This is a genomic window from Novosphingobium sp. TCA1, assembly GCF_009811895.1.
Lineage (GTDB): Bacteria > Pseudomonadota > Alphaproteobacteria > Sphingomonadales > Sphingomonadaceae > Novosphingobium > Novosphingobium panipatense_A.
In genome coordinates, this window is the sequence record NZ_BLJH01000003.1 from 175,955 (window position 1) to 191,333 (window position 15,379).

General features: G+C 66.3%; 13 protein-coding genes. 7 read left to right on the forward strand and 6 right to left on the reverse strand.

What is annotated here, in order from left to right:
• The first annotated feature begins 77 nt into the window (after positions 1-77).
• Positions 78-1,670, forward strand: a complete 1,593-nt coding sequence (locus NTCA1_RS06040) for a glucan biosynthesis protein (protein WP_236549120.1) — start codon at positions 78-80, stop codon at positions 1,668-1,670.
• Complete coding sequence (gene mdoH / locus NTCA1_RS06045; RefSeq protein ID WP_159829265.1) at positions 1,667-3,487, forward strand: glucans biosynthesis glucosyltransferase MdoH; 1,821 nt, start codon at positions 1,667-1,669, stop codon at positions 3,485-3,487. Before NTCA1_RS06040 ends, mdoH begins: the two co-directional genes overlap by 4 nt.
• 132 nt (positions 3,488-3,619) lie before the next feature.
• On the opposite strand, the gene NTCA1_RS06050 is transcribed toward mdoH, so the two are convergent.
• Positions 3,620-4,507 (reverse strand): LysR substrate-binding domain-containing protein, encoded by an 888-nt coding sequence (locus tag NTCA1_RS06050; RefSeq protein WP_305080992.1) that lies wholly within the window; start codon positions 4,505-4,507, stop codon positions 3,620-3,622.
• Between the two features lie 95 nt (positions 4,508-4,602).
• Here NTCA1_RS06050 and NTCA1_RS06055 point away from each other — a divergent pair, with 95 nt between their 5' ends.
• The gene (locus NTCA1_RS06055) at positions 4,603-5,715 is read left to right on the forward strand and encodes an S-(hydroxymethyl)glutathione dehydrogenase/class III alcohol dehydrogenase (RefSeq protein WP_159829267.1); all 1,113 of its coding nucleotides are present in this window, start codon (positions 4,603-4,605) and stop codon (positions 5,713-5,715) included.
• Positions 5,715-6,545, forward strand: coding sequence for an S-formylglutathione hydrolase (gene fghA, locus NTCA1_RS06060; protein ID WP_159829269.1), 831 nt, complete (start codon positions 5,715-5,717; stop codon positions 6,543-6,545). Before NTCA1_RS06055 ends, fghA begins: the two co-directional genes overlap by 1 nt.
• A gap of 208 nt (positions 6,546-6,753) precedes the next feature.
• Here fghA and NTCA1_RS06065 read toward each other — a convergent pair whose 3' ends face one another.
• The 5 genes from NTCA1_RS06065 to NTCA1_RS06085 all read right to left on the reverse strand — a co-directional run bounded on the left by NTCA1_RS06065 (position 6,754) and on the right by NTCA1_RS06085 (position 10,436).
• On the reverse strand, positions 6,754-7,629 hold the full coding sequence (locus NTCA1_RS06065) for an amidohydrolase (protein ID WP_159829271.1): 876 nt from the start codon (positions 7,627-7,629) through the stop codon (positions 6,754-6,756).
• Positions 7,622-8,296: a 4-carboxy-4-hydroxy-2-oxoadipate aldolase/oxaloacetate decarboxylase gene (gene ligK, locus NTCA1_RS06070; RefSeq protein WP_086491799.1), complete on the reverse strand. Its 675-nt coding sequence runs from the start codon at positions 8,294-8,296 to the stop codon at positions 7,622-7,624. Before ligK ends, NTCA1_RS06065 begins: the two co-directional genes overlap by 8 nt.
• Before the next feature lie 89 nt (positions 8,297-8,385).
• Positions 8,386-8,805: a group II truncated hemoglobin gene (locus NTCA1_RS06075; protein ID WP_159829273.1), complete on the reverse strand. Its 420-nt coding sequence runs from the start codon at positions 8,803-8,805 to the stop codon at positions 8,386-8,388.
• Positions 8,806-8,988: 183 nt separating this feature from the next.
• Positions 8,989-9,621, reverse strand: a complete 633-nt coding sequence (locus tag NTCA1_RS06080; protein WP_133083614.1) for a L,D-transpeptidase family protein — start codon at positions 9,619-9,621, stop codon at positions 8,989-8,991.
• Between the two features lie 134 nt (positions 9,622-9,755).
• The gene (locus NTCA1_RS06085) at positions 9,756-10,436 is read right to left on the reverse strand and encodes a TetR/AcrR family transcriptional regulator (protein ID WP_086491796.1); all 681 of its coding nucleotides are present in this window, start codon (positions 10,434-10,436) and stop codon (positions 9,756-9,758) included.
• 97 nt (positions 10,437-10,533) lie between these two features.
• On the opposite strand from NTCA1_RS06085, the gene NTCA1_RS06090 reads away from it, so the two are divergent.
• The 3 genes from NTCA1_RS06090 to NTCA1_RS06100 all read left to right on the forward strand — a co-directional run bounded on the left by NTCA1_RS06090 (position 10,534) and on the right by NTCA1_RS06100 (position 15,287).
• The gene (locus NTCA1_RS06090; protein WP_374705163.1) at positions 10,534-12,951 is read left to right on the forward strand and encodes a TonB-dependent receptor; all 2,418 of its coding nucleotides are present in this window, start codon (positions 10,534-10,536) and stop codon (positions 12,949-12,951) included.
• 104 nt (positions 12,952-13,055) lie between these two features.
• Positions 13,056-13,937 (forward strand): alpha/beta fold hydrolase, encoded by an 882-nt coding sequence (locus tag NTCA1_RS06095; RefSeq protein ID WP_133083615.1) that lies wholly within the window; start codon positions 13,056-13,058, stop codon positions 13,935-13,937.
• A gap of 93 nt (positions 13,938-14,030) precedes the next feature.
• Positions 14,031-15,287 (forward strand): MFS transporter, encoded by a 1,257-nt coding sequence (locus NTCA1_RS06100; protein WP_159829275.1) that lies wholly within the window; start codon positions 14,031-14,033, stop codon positions 15,285-15,287.
• Positions 15,288-15,379 lie beyond the last annotated feature (92 nt).

Consider the following 15,379-nt stretch of genomic DNA (forward strand, 5'->3'; position numbering starts at 1 on the left):
CTCCGGCAGCGGGGCAAACAATAGAAGGACCCTTCAGGCGCAACGAAACTTTGGTTTCGTCTATGCGTATTGACCGCATGAACCGAACGAACATGAGGGGCGCCAGCCCGGAAAACGATCCGAACAGTGCCGATCAGGCCGATATCCAGGCTGATCCCGCCGCTTCGCGGCGGTCGATCGCCCGGCGGGAGTTTTCCGGCCTGCTGGCGATGATGGCCGGCCTTGCCGCCTTTCCGCGCATGGCGGAAGCTGCCCCGCAACCGAAATTCGCAGCGCCCAGGCCGTTTTCCTGGGACACGCTCGTCCAGACGGCCCGCGCCGCTGCCGGCAAGCCGTGGACGGCGCCCACGACCTCGCCCCATGCGGTGAAGGACTTCGACGCCGTGGGCAAGCTGACTTACGGGCAGGCGCAGGCGCTGGGCGGCAATGTCCGCCTGTTCCCGACCGCGCAGGGCACCTCGCCCCATGCCGTGAAGCTTCACCTTGTCGAAAACGGCGCGGCGCGGGAGCTGGTCGATGCGCGCGGCCTGTTCGTGGGCGGCAGGCAGGCCGATCCGGCGGGCTTCCGGGTCATGACCGCGGACCAGCACTCGGACTGGATGGCCTATCTCGGCGCCTCCTATTTCCGGGCCTCGGGCTCGCGCGACCAGTACGGTCTCTCCGCGCGCGGCATCGCCATCGACACGGCGCTGCCCAAGGCGGAAGAGTTTCCCGCCTTCACCGCGTTCTGGATCGAGAACCTCGGCGGCGACCATGTGCGCATCCATGCCCTGCTCGACGGACCCAGCCTGACGGGCGCCTATGCTTTCGACTGCCGCAAGTCCGCCGCAGGCGTGACGCAGGACGTGCGCGCGGCGCTGTTCTTCCGCCGCGATATCGAGCGGCTTGGCGCCGCGCCGATCACCAGCATGTTCTGGTACGATCAGTCCGATTCCACCAAGCGTGCGGACTGGCGCCCCGAAATCCACGATTCCGACGGGTTGGCGCTCTGGTCCGGCAATGGCGAGCGGATCTGGGTGCCGCTTGCCAATCCTTCGGAAAACCGCACCAATGCCCTGCGCGCCGATCATGTCAAAGCCTTCGGCCTGCTGCAGCGTGACCAGGCCTTCGACCATTATCAGGACGACGGGGCCTTCTACGACCGGCGCCCTTCGCTCTGGATCGAGCCGCAGGGGGACTGGGGGGCAGGCACGGTCATGCTCTACCGCATGCCTACCGATGCCGAGACGCAGGACAATATCGCCGCCTTCTGGGTTTCCGACGAACCGGCGAAGGCAGGCGGCAGCCGCGAATACGCCTATCGTCTGACCTGGACCTCGCAGGATCCCAGCGCCGCTGCGGGTGCGGCGCGCTGCGTCGACAGTTGGCAGGGCCGGGCCGGGCGGCCGGGCGATACGCCGACCACGCAGGAGGCGCGCAAGTTCGTGTTCGACTTCGAAGGCGGTGCGCTCAAGGGACTTGGCCGCGACAGCGGGGTGACGGCAGTCACCAACCTGCCGCCCCAGGCACTGCTCCATTCCGCCGCCTATCCGGTGGCGGGGCAGGAAGGACGCTGGCGGGTGACGCTGGACGTCAAGCCCGCGGCTGTCCCCGCGCCCGAATTCAGGTTATACATCAAGCGCGGCGAGCAGGCGCTCAGCGAGACGGTGATCCAGGGAGTCCAGCCATGAACCGCGCTCTGAACCCACTTCCGGCCGAAGCGCCGCTGGCCATGCCGATCCAGGATCTGGACGGCATCGCGCCCGGCACCATCGCCGTGCCTACCAGCCCGCATGGTATGCTGGTGAAGCGTCTGCTGCTGATTGCGCTCACCGCCACGATCGGCCTTGCCGCTTCCAGCGAAGTGCGCTTCGCCTTCTCGCGCGATGGCCTCGACGTGATCGAGGTGATCCTGCTGCTGTTCTTCGTGCCGCTGTTCTGCTGGATTTCCTTCGGCTTCGTCACCGCGACGATCGGCTTCCTCCAGCTCATCAGCGGCAAGCATCCCGGCTTTACCGCCATTCCCAGCCCCGCTTCCTCGCTGCGGCACCGTACGGCCGTGCTGATGCCGGTCTACAACGAGAGCGTCGAGGCCACCTTCGGCCGTGTGCGGGCCATGACCAATTCGATCGCGGCTTCCGGCGCGGCGGAATGGATCGACTTCTTCGTGCTCAGCGATTCCAATGCCTTCCACGGCAAGCGCGAGGAAGCCGCCTGGCGCGAAGTGGCCGCCGAAGCGCCGATCAACGTCTATTATCGGCGGCGAGAGAAGAACATCGCCCGTAAGCCCGGCAATATCGCCGAATGGGTCCAGCGTTTCGGCGGTGCTTACGAGAACATGCTGATCCTCGACGCGGACTCGCTGATGAGCGGCGATGCCATCGTCGGCATGGCCGCGATCATGGAAGAGCGTCCCTCGATCGGCCTGCTCCAGACCGTGCCGATGATCATCAATGCCAAGACGGTGTTCCAGCGCTGGATGCGCTTCGCCAGCGAGGCTTACGGGCCGATCGCCTCGGCGGGCTTGCTCTGGTGGTCGGGCGCGGAATCGAACTTCTGGGGCCACAACGCCATCGTGCGCACCCGCGCCTTCGCGGAAGCCTGCGGGCTGCCCGAGCTTCCGGGCAAGCCGCCGTTCGGCGGGCACATCCTCAGCCACGACATGCTCGAATCGGCACTGCTGCGCCGCCGGGGCTGGGCCGTCCACATGGTCATGATCGACGGCAGTTACGAGGAATTCCCGCCCACCATCGTCGATCACGCGATCCGCGACCGGCGCTGGATGCAGGGCAATCTCCAGCATCTGCGCCTGCTCGACGCCTCGGGCCTGCATTGGGCCAGCCGCCTGCACCTGCTGATCGGCGCCTCGGCCTACCTGACCTCGCCGAGCTGGCTGCTGCTGCTCATCACGTCCATCGCGCAGGCGGCGGCCAGCAAGGGCGGGCAGCTTCTGGGCGTGGGCACGCCGCCCAGCGTGCTCTGGCTTACCGTGCTGCTGCTGTTCGGCCCCAAGGCCATGGGCACGATCTGGGTTCTGGCCGACGGCAAGCGCCGCCGCAGCTTCGGCGGCTGGGGCGGCGTCCTGCGCTCCGTCGCGCTGGAAGTGCCGCTGGCGATCCTGCTGGCGCCGGTCACCATGGTCATGCAGGTCAAGGCACTGGTCGGCCTCGCGCTCGGCATTCCCGCGCACTGGAACACCCAGGAGCGCGACGCCCGCCGCATCGCCGTGCGGGAAGTGCTGCCGGACCTCAAGGAGCATATCGCCCTTGGCGTGCTCTTTGCGGCCACGGCCTTCATCGATCCGGTGACCGCGCTGTGGCTTTCGCCGCTCACTCTCGGCCTGCTCGCCTCGCCTTGGCTGATCAGCCTGACGTCGAGCCAGCAGCTTGGCGAGCGGGCGGAACGGCATGGCTACTTCCGCGTGCCCGCGCCGACGATCGATGATCCGGTCGAACATGCCAACGACGATGTGGAAGAAGGCGGTACGCCGCCGCTGGTGATCGGGTAACAGAAATGCCGTCGTCCCGGACTTGATCCGGGACCGCTGGCCTGGCGTCACCGTGCTCTCGGCGGGGCGCTTTCCTGAGGGGTTGCTCCTAAAGAATTGCCAGCGGTCCCGGATCGAGTCCGGGACGACGGGCTAGGCGCTCGCCTCGGCCAGTCGCGCAGGCAGGTTGGCCCGCAGATGCGCCACAAGCGCCCCGACTTTAGGCGAGAGATGCCGGCGCTGCGGATAGACCGCCCAGATCGGCTCCTCCTCCGGCGCCAGATCCACCAGCACCGGCTCCAGCCGCCCCGCCGCGACATGGTCGCCAAGGTAAAAGGCGGGGAGCTGGCATAGCCCCATGCCCGCCAGCGCCGCTTCCAGCAGGGCATTGCCGCTGTTGCAGCGCCAGCGGCCTTGCGGGCGGAAGGTCTTGCCCCCGGTGAAATGCCACTGCGCCGCCGAGCCGACGAGGCATTCGTGGTGCCGAAGGTCCGCCAGATCCTGCGGCCGCCCATGCGCATCGAGGTAGGCGGGCGAGGCGAGAGTCACCAGCGCGCGGCTCGCCACGCGCGTCGCCACCAGCCGGCTATCGTCGAGATGCCCGGTGCGGATCGCCAGATCGTACCCCGCCGCGATCAGGTCCACGAGCGCGTTGTCCAGGTCCAGCGTCACCGAGATCGCCGGATAGGCCTGCGACAGTTCGCGCACCAGCGGCGCCACGAACTTCTCGCCCAGCGCGTAGGAGCAGGTGACGCGCAGGTGCCCGCGCGGCTCGCCTTGCGAGGTGATGGCGGCAATTGCCTCGTCACGCTCCTCGATCAGGCGGCGGCAGGTATCGAGGAAGATCTGGCCCGTTTCCGTCAGCCGCAGGGTGCGCGTCGTGCGGAGCATCAGCTGGACCTGCAGCCGCGTTTCCAGCCGCGCCAGCGCCCGGCTCATATGCGTGACGCTGGCGCCATAAGCTTCCGCCGCCAGGGTGAAGCTGCCGTGGCGGGCCACCATCACGAATTCCTCGATACCATCCCACTGGCCCAGCATCATTGTCCCCGTACGGTGATAATCCTTTTCAGAACGAGCGCTTTATCACAGCAGCGTCCGGTTTTACAAAGCGCGCAAGACATTCAAGGAGCATACCGATGAAGACCCGCGCCGCCGTCGCCTTCGAGGCCAAGAAGCCGCTCGAAATCGTCGAGCTGGATCTGGAAGGCCCCAAGGCGGGCGAGGTTCTGGTCGAGATCATGGCGACCGGCATCTGCCACACCGACGCCTATACGCTGGACGGTTTTGACAGCGAAGGGATCTTCCCCAGCGTGCTCGGTCACGAAGGCGCGGGCATCGTGCGCGAAGTGGGCGCGGGCGTGACTTCGGTGGTGCCGGGCGACCACGTGATCCCGCTCTACACCCCGGAATGCCGCCAGTGTAAGTCGTGCCTGTCGGGCAAGACCAACCTCTGCACCGCGATCCGCGCCACGCAAGGCAAGGGCCTGATGCCGGACGGCACTACGCGCTTTTCCTACAAGGGCCAGCCGATCTACCACTACATGGGCTGCTCGACCTTCTCGAACTTCACCGTGCTGCCGGAAATCGCCGTCGCCAAGATCCGTGAAGACGCGCCGTTCCAGTCCTCTTGCTACATCGGTTGCGGCGTCACCACCGGCGTCGGCGCGGTCATCAACACCGCCAAGGTGCAGGTGGGTGACAACGTGGTGATCTTCGGCCTTGGCGGCATCGGCCTCAACGTGATCCAGGGCGCGCGTCTTGCCGGGGCGAACAAGATCATCGGCGTGGACATCAACCCGGACCGTGAGGAATGGGGCCGCCGCTTCGGCATGACCGACTTCCTCAACACCAAGGGCATGAGCCGCGAGGACGTGGTCGCCAAGATCGTGCTGATGACCGACGGCGGTGCGGACTACACTTTCGACGCCACCGGCAATACCGAAGTGATGCGCACGGCGCTGGAAGCCTGCCATCGCGGCTGGGGCACCTCGATCGTGATCGGCGTGGCCGAAGCGGGCAAGACCATCGAGACGCGCCCGTTCCAGCTCGTCACCGGCCGTAACTGGCGCGGCACCGCGTTCGGCGGGGCCAAGGGCCGCACCGACGTGCCGAAGATCGTCGACATGTACATGACCGGCAAGATCGAAATCGACCCGATGATTACCCACGTCATGGGTCTGGAAGAGATCAACACCGCCTTCGACCTGATGCACGAAGGCAAGTCGATCCGCTCGGTCGTCGTCTTCTGATGGAGACGGTTTCGACCAACAAGGCGTTCGGGGGCGTGCAGAGTGTCTACACCCACGCCTCCGCCGAGACCGGCACGCCGATGACCTTTTCGGTCTTCGTTCCCGAGCATGCACCGGGCGCGAAGCTGCCGATGCTGTGGTTCCTCTCGGGGCTGACCTGCACCCACGCCAACGTCACCGAGAAGGGCGAGTTCCGCCGCGCCTGCGCCGAGCATGGCGTGATCTTCGTCGCGCCGGATACCTCCCCGCGCGGTGACGATGTGCCGGACGATGAAGGCTATGACTTCGGCAAGGGCGCGGGCTTCTACGTCGATGCCACCGAGGCACCGTGGAAGGCGAACTTCCGCATGCGCTCCTATCTGGAGATCGAACTGCCCGCCGTGATCGCCGAGCACTTCCCCGCCGACATGGCGCGGCAGGGGATTACCGGCCACTCGATGGGCGGCCACGGCGCGCTGACGATCGCGCTGCGTGATCCGTCGCGGTTCCGCTCGGTCAGTGCCTTCGCGCCGATCGTCTCGCCTCTGAACTGCCCTTGGGGGGAGAAGGCACTGACGGGCTACATCGGCACGGACCGTGCCGCATGGCGTGAGTACGACGCCTGCGCCTTGATCGAGGACGGTGCGCGCCTGCCGGACCTGCTGGTGGATCAGGGCACGGCCGATGGCTTCCTTGAAGGCCAACTCAAGATGCATCTGCTGGAAGAGGCTTGCACCAAGGCTGGGCAGCCCGCGACGATCCGCATGCAGGAGGGTTACGACCACTCCTACTACTTCATCTCGACGTTCATGGCCGAGCATGTGGGCTGGCATGCGGAAAGGCTGAAGTAGAAGAGGAAGACCCGGGGCCCTTCGACAAGCTCAGGAGATCCCCCGGACCCTCGGAATGTCTATGTTGCGCGCGCAGATGCCTCGTGCGCTGCCTGCGCCGCAGGCTTTTTTGTCTTCCGACGCAAACGGCGCGCCAACCGCGAGTGCGGGGCGCGCCGAGAAAGTATTGGGGGTGCAGGGGGGCTATGCTCCCCTGCCTTCCTTTAACTCAAAGCTCTTCCGGCCAGTAAAGCCGCATCGGATTGGTCACGAGCAGCTTCTGCTGAAGCGCCTCCGTAGGCGCGATGCGGGGGATCATGTCGACGAGGTGGCCGTCGTCCGGGATGTTGTCCTGCATGTTCGGGTGCGGCCAGTCGGTGCCCCAGATCACGCGGTCGGGGTAGTCCGCCACCAGCGGCGCAACGGCTTCGGCGAACTTGTCCCACGGATCGTTGGTAGGATCGAGCCGGTCGGGGCAGGTGGCCTTGAACCAGATGTCATACCGCGAATCGAGCAGGGTGCGGAACGCCTTCATGTCCACGCCGTCCGGTCCCTGGGTCACGTCCGGGCGGCCCATGTGGTCGATCACGACCGGCACGGGAATCGCGTCGATGAAGGCGCGCATTTCGTCGAGGATGTCGGCTTCGAAGTAGATCACGACGTGCCAGCCCTCGGGCAGACGAGCGGCGACTTCGAGGAACTTGTCCTTCGGCGCATCGTCCACGAGGCGCTTCAGGAAGTTGAAGCGGATGCCGCGAATGCCGCCTTCATGCAGCTTCGCGAGGTCCGCGTCCGAGATCGCCGGATCGACCACGGCCACGCCGCGTGCCCTTCCGTCGGATTTGGCGATGGCGTCGAGCGTCGCGGCATTGTCGGTGCCGTGGCAGCTCGCCTGCACGATCACGTTGCGGGCGAAGCCGAGGTGATCGCGCAGGGCGAAGAGCTTGTCCGGCCCGGCATCCTCGGGGAGGTACTTGGCCTTGGCGCTGAACGGGAACTGCGCCATCGGGCCGAAGACGTGGCAATGGGCGTCAATCGCGCCTGCGGGCGGGGTGTAGAGCGGCTTGCTCGGGGCCGCGTGCCACGAGGTGATCCGCTCAGACATACTTGAGGCCTTCCTTTTCGAGGCGCTCGCGCATCTTGTACATGTCGAGGCCGAGCACGCCGGCGGCCAGCTTCTCGCGCTTTTCGCCTTCGTTGGCTTCGCGGGCCTGTGCGGCGGCGAGCACTTCGGCGGCCTTTTCGCGCGGCACCACGACCACGCCGTCATCGTCGGCCACGATCACGTCGCCGGGGTTCACGGCGGCATTGGCGCAGACGACCGGGACGTTCACCGAACCGAGCGTGTTCTTGACGGTGCCCTGCGCATAGATCGCCTTGGACCAGACCGGGAATTCCATCTCGGTCAGGTCGCGCACATCGCGCACACCGGCGTCGATGATCAGGCCGCGGCAGCCGCGCGCGATGGCGCTGGTGGCGAGGAGATCGCCGAAATAGCCGTCCTCGCAGGGGCTGGTCGGCGCCAGGAGCAGTACGTCGCCTTCCTTAAGCTGTTCGATGGCAACATGGACCATCCAGTTGTCGCCCGGAGGCGCGCTGATGGTCACGGCCGAACCGGCGATGCGCGCCCCGCGATAGATCGGGGTCATGTAGCTGGCGAGAAGGCCGGTGCGGCCCTGGGCTTCATGGACGGTTGCGACGCCGCACTTGGCGAGGCCGTCGATCACCGCCGGGTCGGCCCGTTCGATGTTCTGAACGACGATACCACTCATCACGTGCTCTCCTGCATTATCGAAATTTCAGGCCGTCATTCTAGGCCCGCAGCCGCAGGAAAGGCGAAGGGGATTGCCCTCATCGGGTATTAGTTCTGGCTAATCGTGGTTTCTGCGGGTTCCCTGTCGGGGACATTCCTCATCCAGTCGGCGAGCCGGGCCATCGATTCGTCGATGGCGGCGCGCGCCTGTTCGTCGGCCACCGTTTCGGCCAGGGCGCCGCGCATGCAGAGCAGCCAGGCATCGCGCGCCGCGGAGTCGATCGGCACCCGCATGTGGCGCTGGCGCATGCGCGGATGGCCGCGCACCGGCGAGAACAGCGCCGGGCCGCCCAGCCATTCGGACAGGTAGTCCTTCAGCACCTGCCCCAGCGGGGCGAGATCCTGTGGATGCAGGGCGCGGATGGAGCGGGCTTCGTCCAACTGGTCCATGCGGGCGTAGAAGCTGTCGACGAGGGCATCGATCGTCGCGGCGCCGCCGATGCGGTCGTAGAGGCTGGTTTCAGTCATCGTGGCGGGGTCTTCGGGCATTGTGGCGGCGTGCGCAAGGTGGGCGTTGATGCACAACCTCGTCATCCCGGACTTGATCCGGGAGCGCTGGCAGTTCTTTAGACGCAACCTAGCTGGTCAGCGCCCGGCCGAGGGTTGGGTTGTTCACGGCCAGCGGTCCCGGATCAAGTCCGGGGCGACGGGCTACCCGCCCGCGAGGTTATCCCCCAGGCCCACCTGCTTGCCGCGCGTGATGTAGACCTTGTCTCCGATCTTGGTCGCGGCGAACAGCTTGGCGGCGAAGTCCACCGGCATGCCGACGCAGCCGTGGCTGGCGTAGCCCAGTTCCACTTGCGAGCCGTGCAGGGTGATGCCGTCGTTGGTCAGCCGCTGCATGTAGGGCATCGGCGCACCGGTGTAGATGTTGGAGACGTGGTCCTTGTCCTTCTGGGTGATCGGGAAGACGCCGAGCGGGGTGGGCTTGTCCTCGGTGCCGAGCAGGACCGCGCTGGTGCCGATTTCGTAGCCGCCCCGGAAGACGGAGATCACGCGCGCATCGAGGTCCACGGTGACGACGATCGGCCCGGCCGGGACCTCCGCCTCGTCCCAGTGCCATTCGCCGTATTTGATGGCGCCCTCGATCGGCAGGATGCGCTTGATAACGAAAGGCTCGTCCTTGGGCGGTACGGTTGGCTTGGGAGCGGGATTCGTCGGGTGCGCGGCGGCGACGGCCCGGTCGGGCACCGGCGCGGCAGGCCTGGAAGAGGACAGTGCGAAGACGCCGACGATCACGGCAATCGCAAGCACACCGGAGGCGAGCAGGAGGCGGGCATTCACGGTTGGAAGGTTCCTGTCGGTTCGGCAGCTTTCTCCAGCCTGTCATCGCGCAAGCCTGCCGCAATTGCCAGAGCGCTGCAGGCGCTGTCCCGCAGGGGGACTGGCCTAGCGGCAGAAGTTAACGGCGGCCTGGGTCAGTCCCCGTTCGCATCCCGCGCGGCGATGCCTTCGCGCAGGATCGAGTTGGCAAGCTCGGCAAGGCTCTCGGGCGTGCCCTCGTTCGACCAGACTGCATAGCGCAGGCCGAGGAACACGTTCATGCCCATGATAGCCCAAGCGTGGGCTTCGCCCAGGCCTTCGCGCAGTTCGCCCTTGTCGGCGCCTTCGGCCAGACGCTCGCGGATGCGGCGCGCGGTCGATTCGTAGTGGATGCGGAAGGCGGCCGGATCGACGAACTCGCTCTCGTCGATGATGCGGTAGATTTCCTTGTGCTCGCGGGCGAAGCGCAGGAACGCGGTGAGCGCAGCCTTTTCCACCTCGAGCGCGGGCAGGGGCGCCTCCAGCGCTTCGCGGGCGGCTTGGCGCACTTTGCCGGAGAGATCGTCCACCAGTGCGCGGAAGATCTCGTCCTTGGAATCGAAATACGTATAGAAACTGCCGAGCGCGGTTCCGGCGCGCGTGGTGATGCCGGTGATCGACGCGTCGTGAAAGCCGCGTTCGCCGAATTCGATCGCGGCGGCATCCAACAGCTTGCGCAAGGTGCGCCGTCCCCGCTCGGTTCGCGGGGTCTTGTCGGAATGAGAGGCCGAAGCGGCCGGTTCCTGCGCGCGGTCCCGGCTGGCGGGCGGCGATGGCTTGGCGCGTTCTGTGGTCACGAAGGCACAGTTAGACCCTGATCGACACCTTGGCAAACCTTCAATGTTGAAAGACGGTTCATGTTTCAATATGAGGGGCGGACAAGATAAATATACGATGGGAGTAACAGTGATGCACAAGGCGCGTTTCGGCGGCAGATGGTTGGGCGCCAGGGGATCCAGCCTGCTGGTGCTGGCATCGATCGGGGGCGGCGCCATGCCTGCCGTCGGCCAGGAGGTGCAGGCCCAAGCTTCCGCGCAAACCCAGGGTCAGGCCGCCGCGACCGGCGAGGTGAGCACCGGCGAGATCGTCGTCACCGCGCGTCGGCGCGAGGAGCGGCTGGTGGACGTGCCGATCGCCGTCACCAGCTTCAGCGGCGACCAGCTTGCCAAGTCCGGCGCGCTCGACATCACCGACATCGCCCAGTCCACGCCCAACGTCACGCTGGAAGTCTCGCGCGGCACCAACTCCACGCTTTCCGCCTTCATTCGCGGCATCGGCCAGCAGGATCCGGTCTCCGGCTTCGAACAGGGCGTGGGCATCTATCTGGACGATGTCTATCTCAACCGTCCGCAGGCGGCCGTGCTCGACATCTACGACGTGGAGCGCATCGAAGTGCTGCGCGGACCGCAGGGCACGCTCTATGGCCGCAATACCATCGGCGGCGCGGTGAAGTACGTGACGCGGGAGTTGCCGGACCATTTCTCGCTCAAGCTGCGCGGTACTTACGGCACTTATGACCAGGCCGACGGGGTGCTGACGGTGTCGACCCCGATCACCGATCTCGTGCGTGTCGGCGGATCGGTGGCGCGCCTGTCGCGCGGGGGCTTCGGCAGGAACCTGACCACCGGGGAAGAGAACTACAACAAGGACGTCTGGGCCGGGCGCGGCACCGTGGAGATCGGCGGCAACGGCCAGCCGGTGCTGATCCGCATTTCGGGCGACTACACGCGCGACAAGTCCAACACGCGCGGCGGCCATCGCCTGATCCCCGCCATGGTTTCCGGCACGCCGGTGCTGGATGACGTGTTCGACAGCCAGGGCGGCCTCATCGATCCCCGGCAGGACGTGAAGGCCTACGGTTTCGCCATCAATGCCAGCGCGGATCTCAGCGACGCGCTGACGTTCCGCTCGATCAGCGCCTGGCGCAAGGACAGGAGCGCCTCTCCGATCGACTTCGACGCACTGCCCGCCGTCGACGTGGACGTACCGGCCTATTACGACAACGAGCAGGTCAGCCAGGAATTCCAGCTGCTCTACGACAACGGCAGCTGGATACAGGGCATGATCGGTGCCTATTACCTTGGCGCCAAGGCGGATACCGCCTTCGACGTGCGCCTGTTCACGGCGCTGAACGGCTTGACCGCGTTCACGCAGGCCGATGTCGATACCAGCACCTGGGCGGTCTTCGGCGATTTCACGTTCGACTTCACCGACCAGCTCAGTTTGGCCGTCGGTGGCCGATACACCTGGGACGAACGCAAGGCGCAGATCCTGCGGCAGAACTATCTGGGCGGCGGATCGCCGGTCTTCGGCGGCCTTGGCGTGCCGTTCGGAGCGCCGGACACGAATTTCTCGGGCAAGGCGGTGTTCAAGAAATTCACTCCGCGCGCCTCGCTCAGCTTCAAGCCGACGCCGGACCACAATATCTACGCCAGCTATTCCCAGGGCTTCAAGGGCGGCGGCTTCGACCCGCGCGGCATCGGCGTGAACGCGCCGGACCTCAACGGAGACGGCATTCGCGAAGACAGCGAAGTGGCCGACTATCTCAGCTTCAAGCCGGAAACGGTGAACAGCTACGAGATCGGCTACAAGGGCAATCTCTTCGGCGGCGGACTCTACGTGGCGCTGGCCGCTTTCCACATGGACTACAAGGACGTCCAGATCCCCGGATCCTCGGGCTGCACCGTGAACGGGCTGCCCACCTTCTGCGGCGTGATCACCAATGCCGGCAAGGCGAAGATCGACGGCGCCGAGTTCGAGGCCAATGCCCGCCTGGCGCAGAACCTGATGACCGCGGGCGACCGCATCAACCTTTCGGGATCGGTGGGCTATATCCATGCCCGCTACAAGGAATATATCACCCAGGTGCCCGGCGTCGGCCCGGTGGACGTGGCCGATTACCGCAAGGTCCAGAACACGCCGAAATGGACCACCAGCGCGACTCTGGCCTACAACGCCCCGGTGGGCGAGGGCGACGTCTCGCTCAACACCACGCTGTCCTATCGCAGCAAGACCTATCAGTTCGAGATCCCGAACCCCTATATCGACCAGAAGGGCTATGCCCTGCTCGATGCCAGCCTGGTCTACACCGCGCCGGGCGGGCTCTGGAGCCTGGGCGTCCACGGCAAGAACATTCTCGACAAGGAATACAAGACTTCGGGCTATACTTTCATGCGGGCCGATCCGGTTACCGGCACGATCCTGCGCGACGGCAGCGGCAACATGATCCCTTCGCTGGGCAAGGAAGGCACGCTGACGGCGTTCTACGGCAACCCGCGGCAGGTCTTCGTGACCGGCACCTTGCAGTTCTGATCACGCCGGGTGGGCCTCATCCGGGGAAGGTGAGGCCCATCACCGCCGCCAAACGTTTCAGCCCTTCATCGCGCCCGTTTCCGGGCCGAAAGGACAATGCCGCCATGGATTACCGCCTCCACCGCTACCGCAGCGCCTGCGGGAGGCTCGATCTTGCCGCGCGCGACTATCCGGCGCGCGAGGCAGGGGCGCCCGATCTGCTGCTGATGCACGGCCTCACCCGCAACAGCGCCGATTTCGAGCCGCTCGCCGCGCATCTCGCCGGACGATATCGCCTCATCGTGCCGGACCAGCGCGGGCGGGGGCTTTCCCAGTGGGACCCCGAGCCCTCGCAGTACCGGCCCGACGTCTATGCGCAGGATATGTTGGCGCTGCTGGACGGCCTCGGCGTGACCCGCGCCTGCCTGATCGGCACGTCGATGGGGGGGCTCATGGCCATGGTGATGAATGCCCTGCGGCCTGAGCTTGCTGCCGGTTTCGTGTTCAACGACATTGGCCCGGTGCTGGACCCCGCAGGTCTCGCGCGGATCCAGGGCTATGTCGGCGCGGGCAGGACCATGGCCTCGTGGCAGGAAGCGGCGGCGCGGTGCCGCGCCGTCAACGCTGCCGCTTTCCCGGATTTCGGCGGTGCGGACTGGCTCTCCTTCGCCCGCAGGACCTGCCGCGAGAATGCGGACGGAACCGTGTCCTTCGCTTACGACCCGGCGATATCGCAAGGTATGGACGGGGACACGCCGCAGACCGTGCCGCCCGATCTCTGGCCCTTGTGGGACCTGCTGGATGCGGCCCCGGTACTGGTCGTGCGCGGGGCGCTATCCGATCTGCTTTCCGCCGGGACGGTGAGGGAGATGGCGCAGCGCCACGCGGGGCCTTTCGCCGCGGTGGAAGTGCCGCGCGTCGGCCACGCACCGATTCTCGACGAATTGCCCGCAGTGGCGGCAATCTCTGCGTTCCTGCGAGAGCAGGTCCCGTCATCCCGGACTTGATCCGGGACCGCTGGCCATGAACAACCCACATCGCGGCAAGACGCGGGTGCCTTCCCGCTTTCGAAAAATCCGGGACGACGAATGAGGCTGACGATGAACGATAAAAGTGCCCGCGCGGCATCGCCACGGCTGGTGCTGGCGATGCTGCTGCTGGTCTACATCTTCAATTTCGTCGACCGCCAGATCCTCGCGATCCTGGCCGCGCCGATCCAGCAGGAACTGGGTCTCGACGATGCCCAGATGGGCATGCTGGGCGGGCTGGCGTTCGCCATGCTCTACTCCACGCTCGGGGTGCCGCTCGCCTGGCTGGCCGATCGCACCAGCCGCTCGTGGGTAATCACCGGCTCGCTGGTGGTCTGGAGCCTGTTCACCGCCTTGTGCGGGGCGGCCACGGGGTTCTGGCATATCTTCCTGGCCCGGCTCGGCGTGGGGGTAGGCGAGGCGGGCGGCGTCGCGCCGTCCTATGCCGTGATCGGCGATCATTTCCCCAGCGAGCGGCGGGCCTTCGCGCTTTCGGTCTATTCGCTGGGCATTCCGCTCGGTTCGGCGATGGGGGTGCTGGCGGGAGGTTACGTCGCGGCGCGGGTGGACTGGCGCGCGGCCTTTGTCGCCGTGGGGCTGGCGGGACTGTTGATCGCGCCGCTGTTCAAGCTGGTGGTCAGGGACAAGCCCCGCGTCGTCACGACCGCGCCTGCGGTTCGCTTCGGCGAAGTGGCCGCGCTGCTTGCCGGCAAGCGTGCATTCTGGCTGCTGAGCTTCGGCGCCGCTTCCAGTTCGATGCTGGGCTACGGCCTTGCCTTCTGGCTGCCGAGCCTGCTCCAGCGCAGTTTCGCGCTCGATCTCGTCCAGACCTCGTGGTTCATCGGTGCGGTCCTGCTGATCGGCGGGACGGCGGGCGTGCTCATGGGCGGGTTGCTGGCCGACCGTCTCGGCAAGGGCGACCGTGCCTGGTACGGCCGGGTTCCCGCTCTGGCCTATGTCGCCGCCGTGCCGCTGTTCGCGGGCGGGATCTGGACCTCCAGCGTGCCGCTCGCCTTCCTGCTGTTCCTGGTGCCGCAGGCGCTGGCCTATGTATGGCTCGGCCCGGTGACGAGCGCCGTCCAGCACCTCGTCCCGCCCCCTGCGCGGGCAACGGCTTCGGCACTGTTCCTGCTCATCAACAATCTGATCGGCCTTGGCGGCGGGATCTATGCGCTGGGCGTGTTGTCGAAGGCGCTGGCGCCGGTCTATGGCGCGGAATCGCTGCGTTATTCGATGCTGATCGGGCTCGGGCTCTACCTGCTGGCGGCGCTGCTGATGAGCCTTGCCGGTCCGGCATTGCGGCGAGAGTGGGTGGAGGAGCCTGCGTAGTCTCTCCCCAGGGCACGAAGCGTTGGCAGCATCTGGCAATTGTGGATAGGAGGGGGCGAGTAATCGAACCTTTCCAGGGGAAGCCAGGACGC

Bases quoted from the DNA above. Each gene is read 5' to 3' on its own strand.
- NTCA1_RS06040 (WP_236549120.1), top strand. From the start codon at position 78: ATGAACCGAACGAACATGAGGGGCGCCAGCCCGGAAAACGATCCGAAC.
- mdoH (WP_159829265.1), top strand. From the start codon at position 1,667: ATGAACCGCGCTCTGAACCCACTTCCGGCCGAAGCGCCGCTGGCCATG.
- NTCA1_RS06050 (WP_305080992.1), bottom strand. From the start codon at position 4,507: ATGATGCTGGGCCAGTGGGATGGTATCGAGGAATTCGTGATGGTGGCC.
- NTCA1_RS06055 (WP_159829267.1), top strand. From the start codon at position 4,603: ATGAAGACCCGCGCCGCCGTCGCCTTCGAGGCCAAGAAGCCGCTCGAA.
- fghA (WP_159829269.1), top strand. From the start codon at position 5,715: ATGGAGACGGTTTCGACCAACAAGGCGTTCGGGGGCGTGCAGAGTGTC.
- NTCA1_RS06065 (WP_159829271.1), bottom strand. From the start codon at position 7,629: ATGTCTGAGCGGATCACCTCGTGGCACGCGGCCCCGAGCAAGCCGCTC.
- ligK (WP_086491799.1), bottom strand. From the start codon at position 8,296: ATGAGTGGTATCGTCGTTCAGAACATCGAACGGGCCGACCCGGCGGTG.
- NTCA1_RS06075 (WP_159829273.1), bottom strand. From the start codon at position 8,805: ATGACTGAAACCAGCCTCTACGACCGCATCGGCGGCGCCGCGACGATC.
- NTCA1_RS06090 (WP_374705163.1), top strand. From the start codon at position 10,534: ATGGGAGTAACAGTGATGCACAAGGCGCGTTTCGGCGGCAGATGGTTG.
- NTCA1_RS06095 (WP_133083615.1), top strand. From the start codon at position 13,056: ATGGATTACCGCCTCCACCGCTACCGCAGCGCCTGCGGGAGGCTCGAT.
- NTCA1_RS06100 (WP_159829275.1), top strand. From the start codon at position 14,031: ATGAACGATAAAAGTGCCCGCGCGGCATCGCCACGGCTGGTGCTGGCG.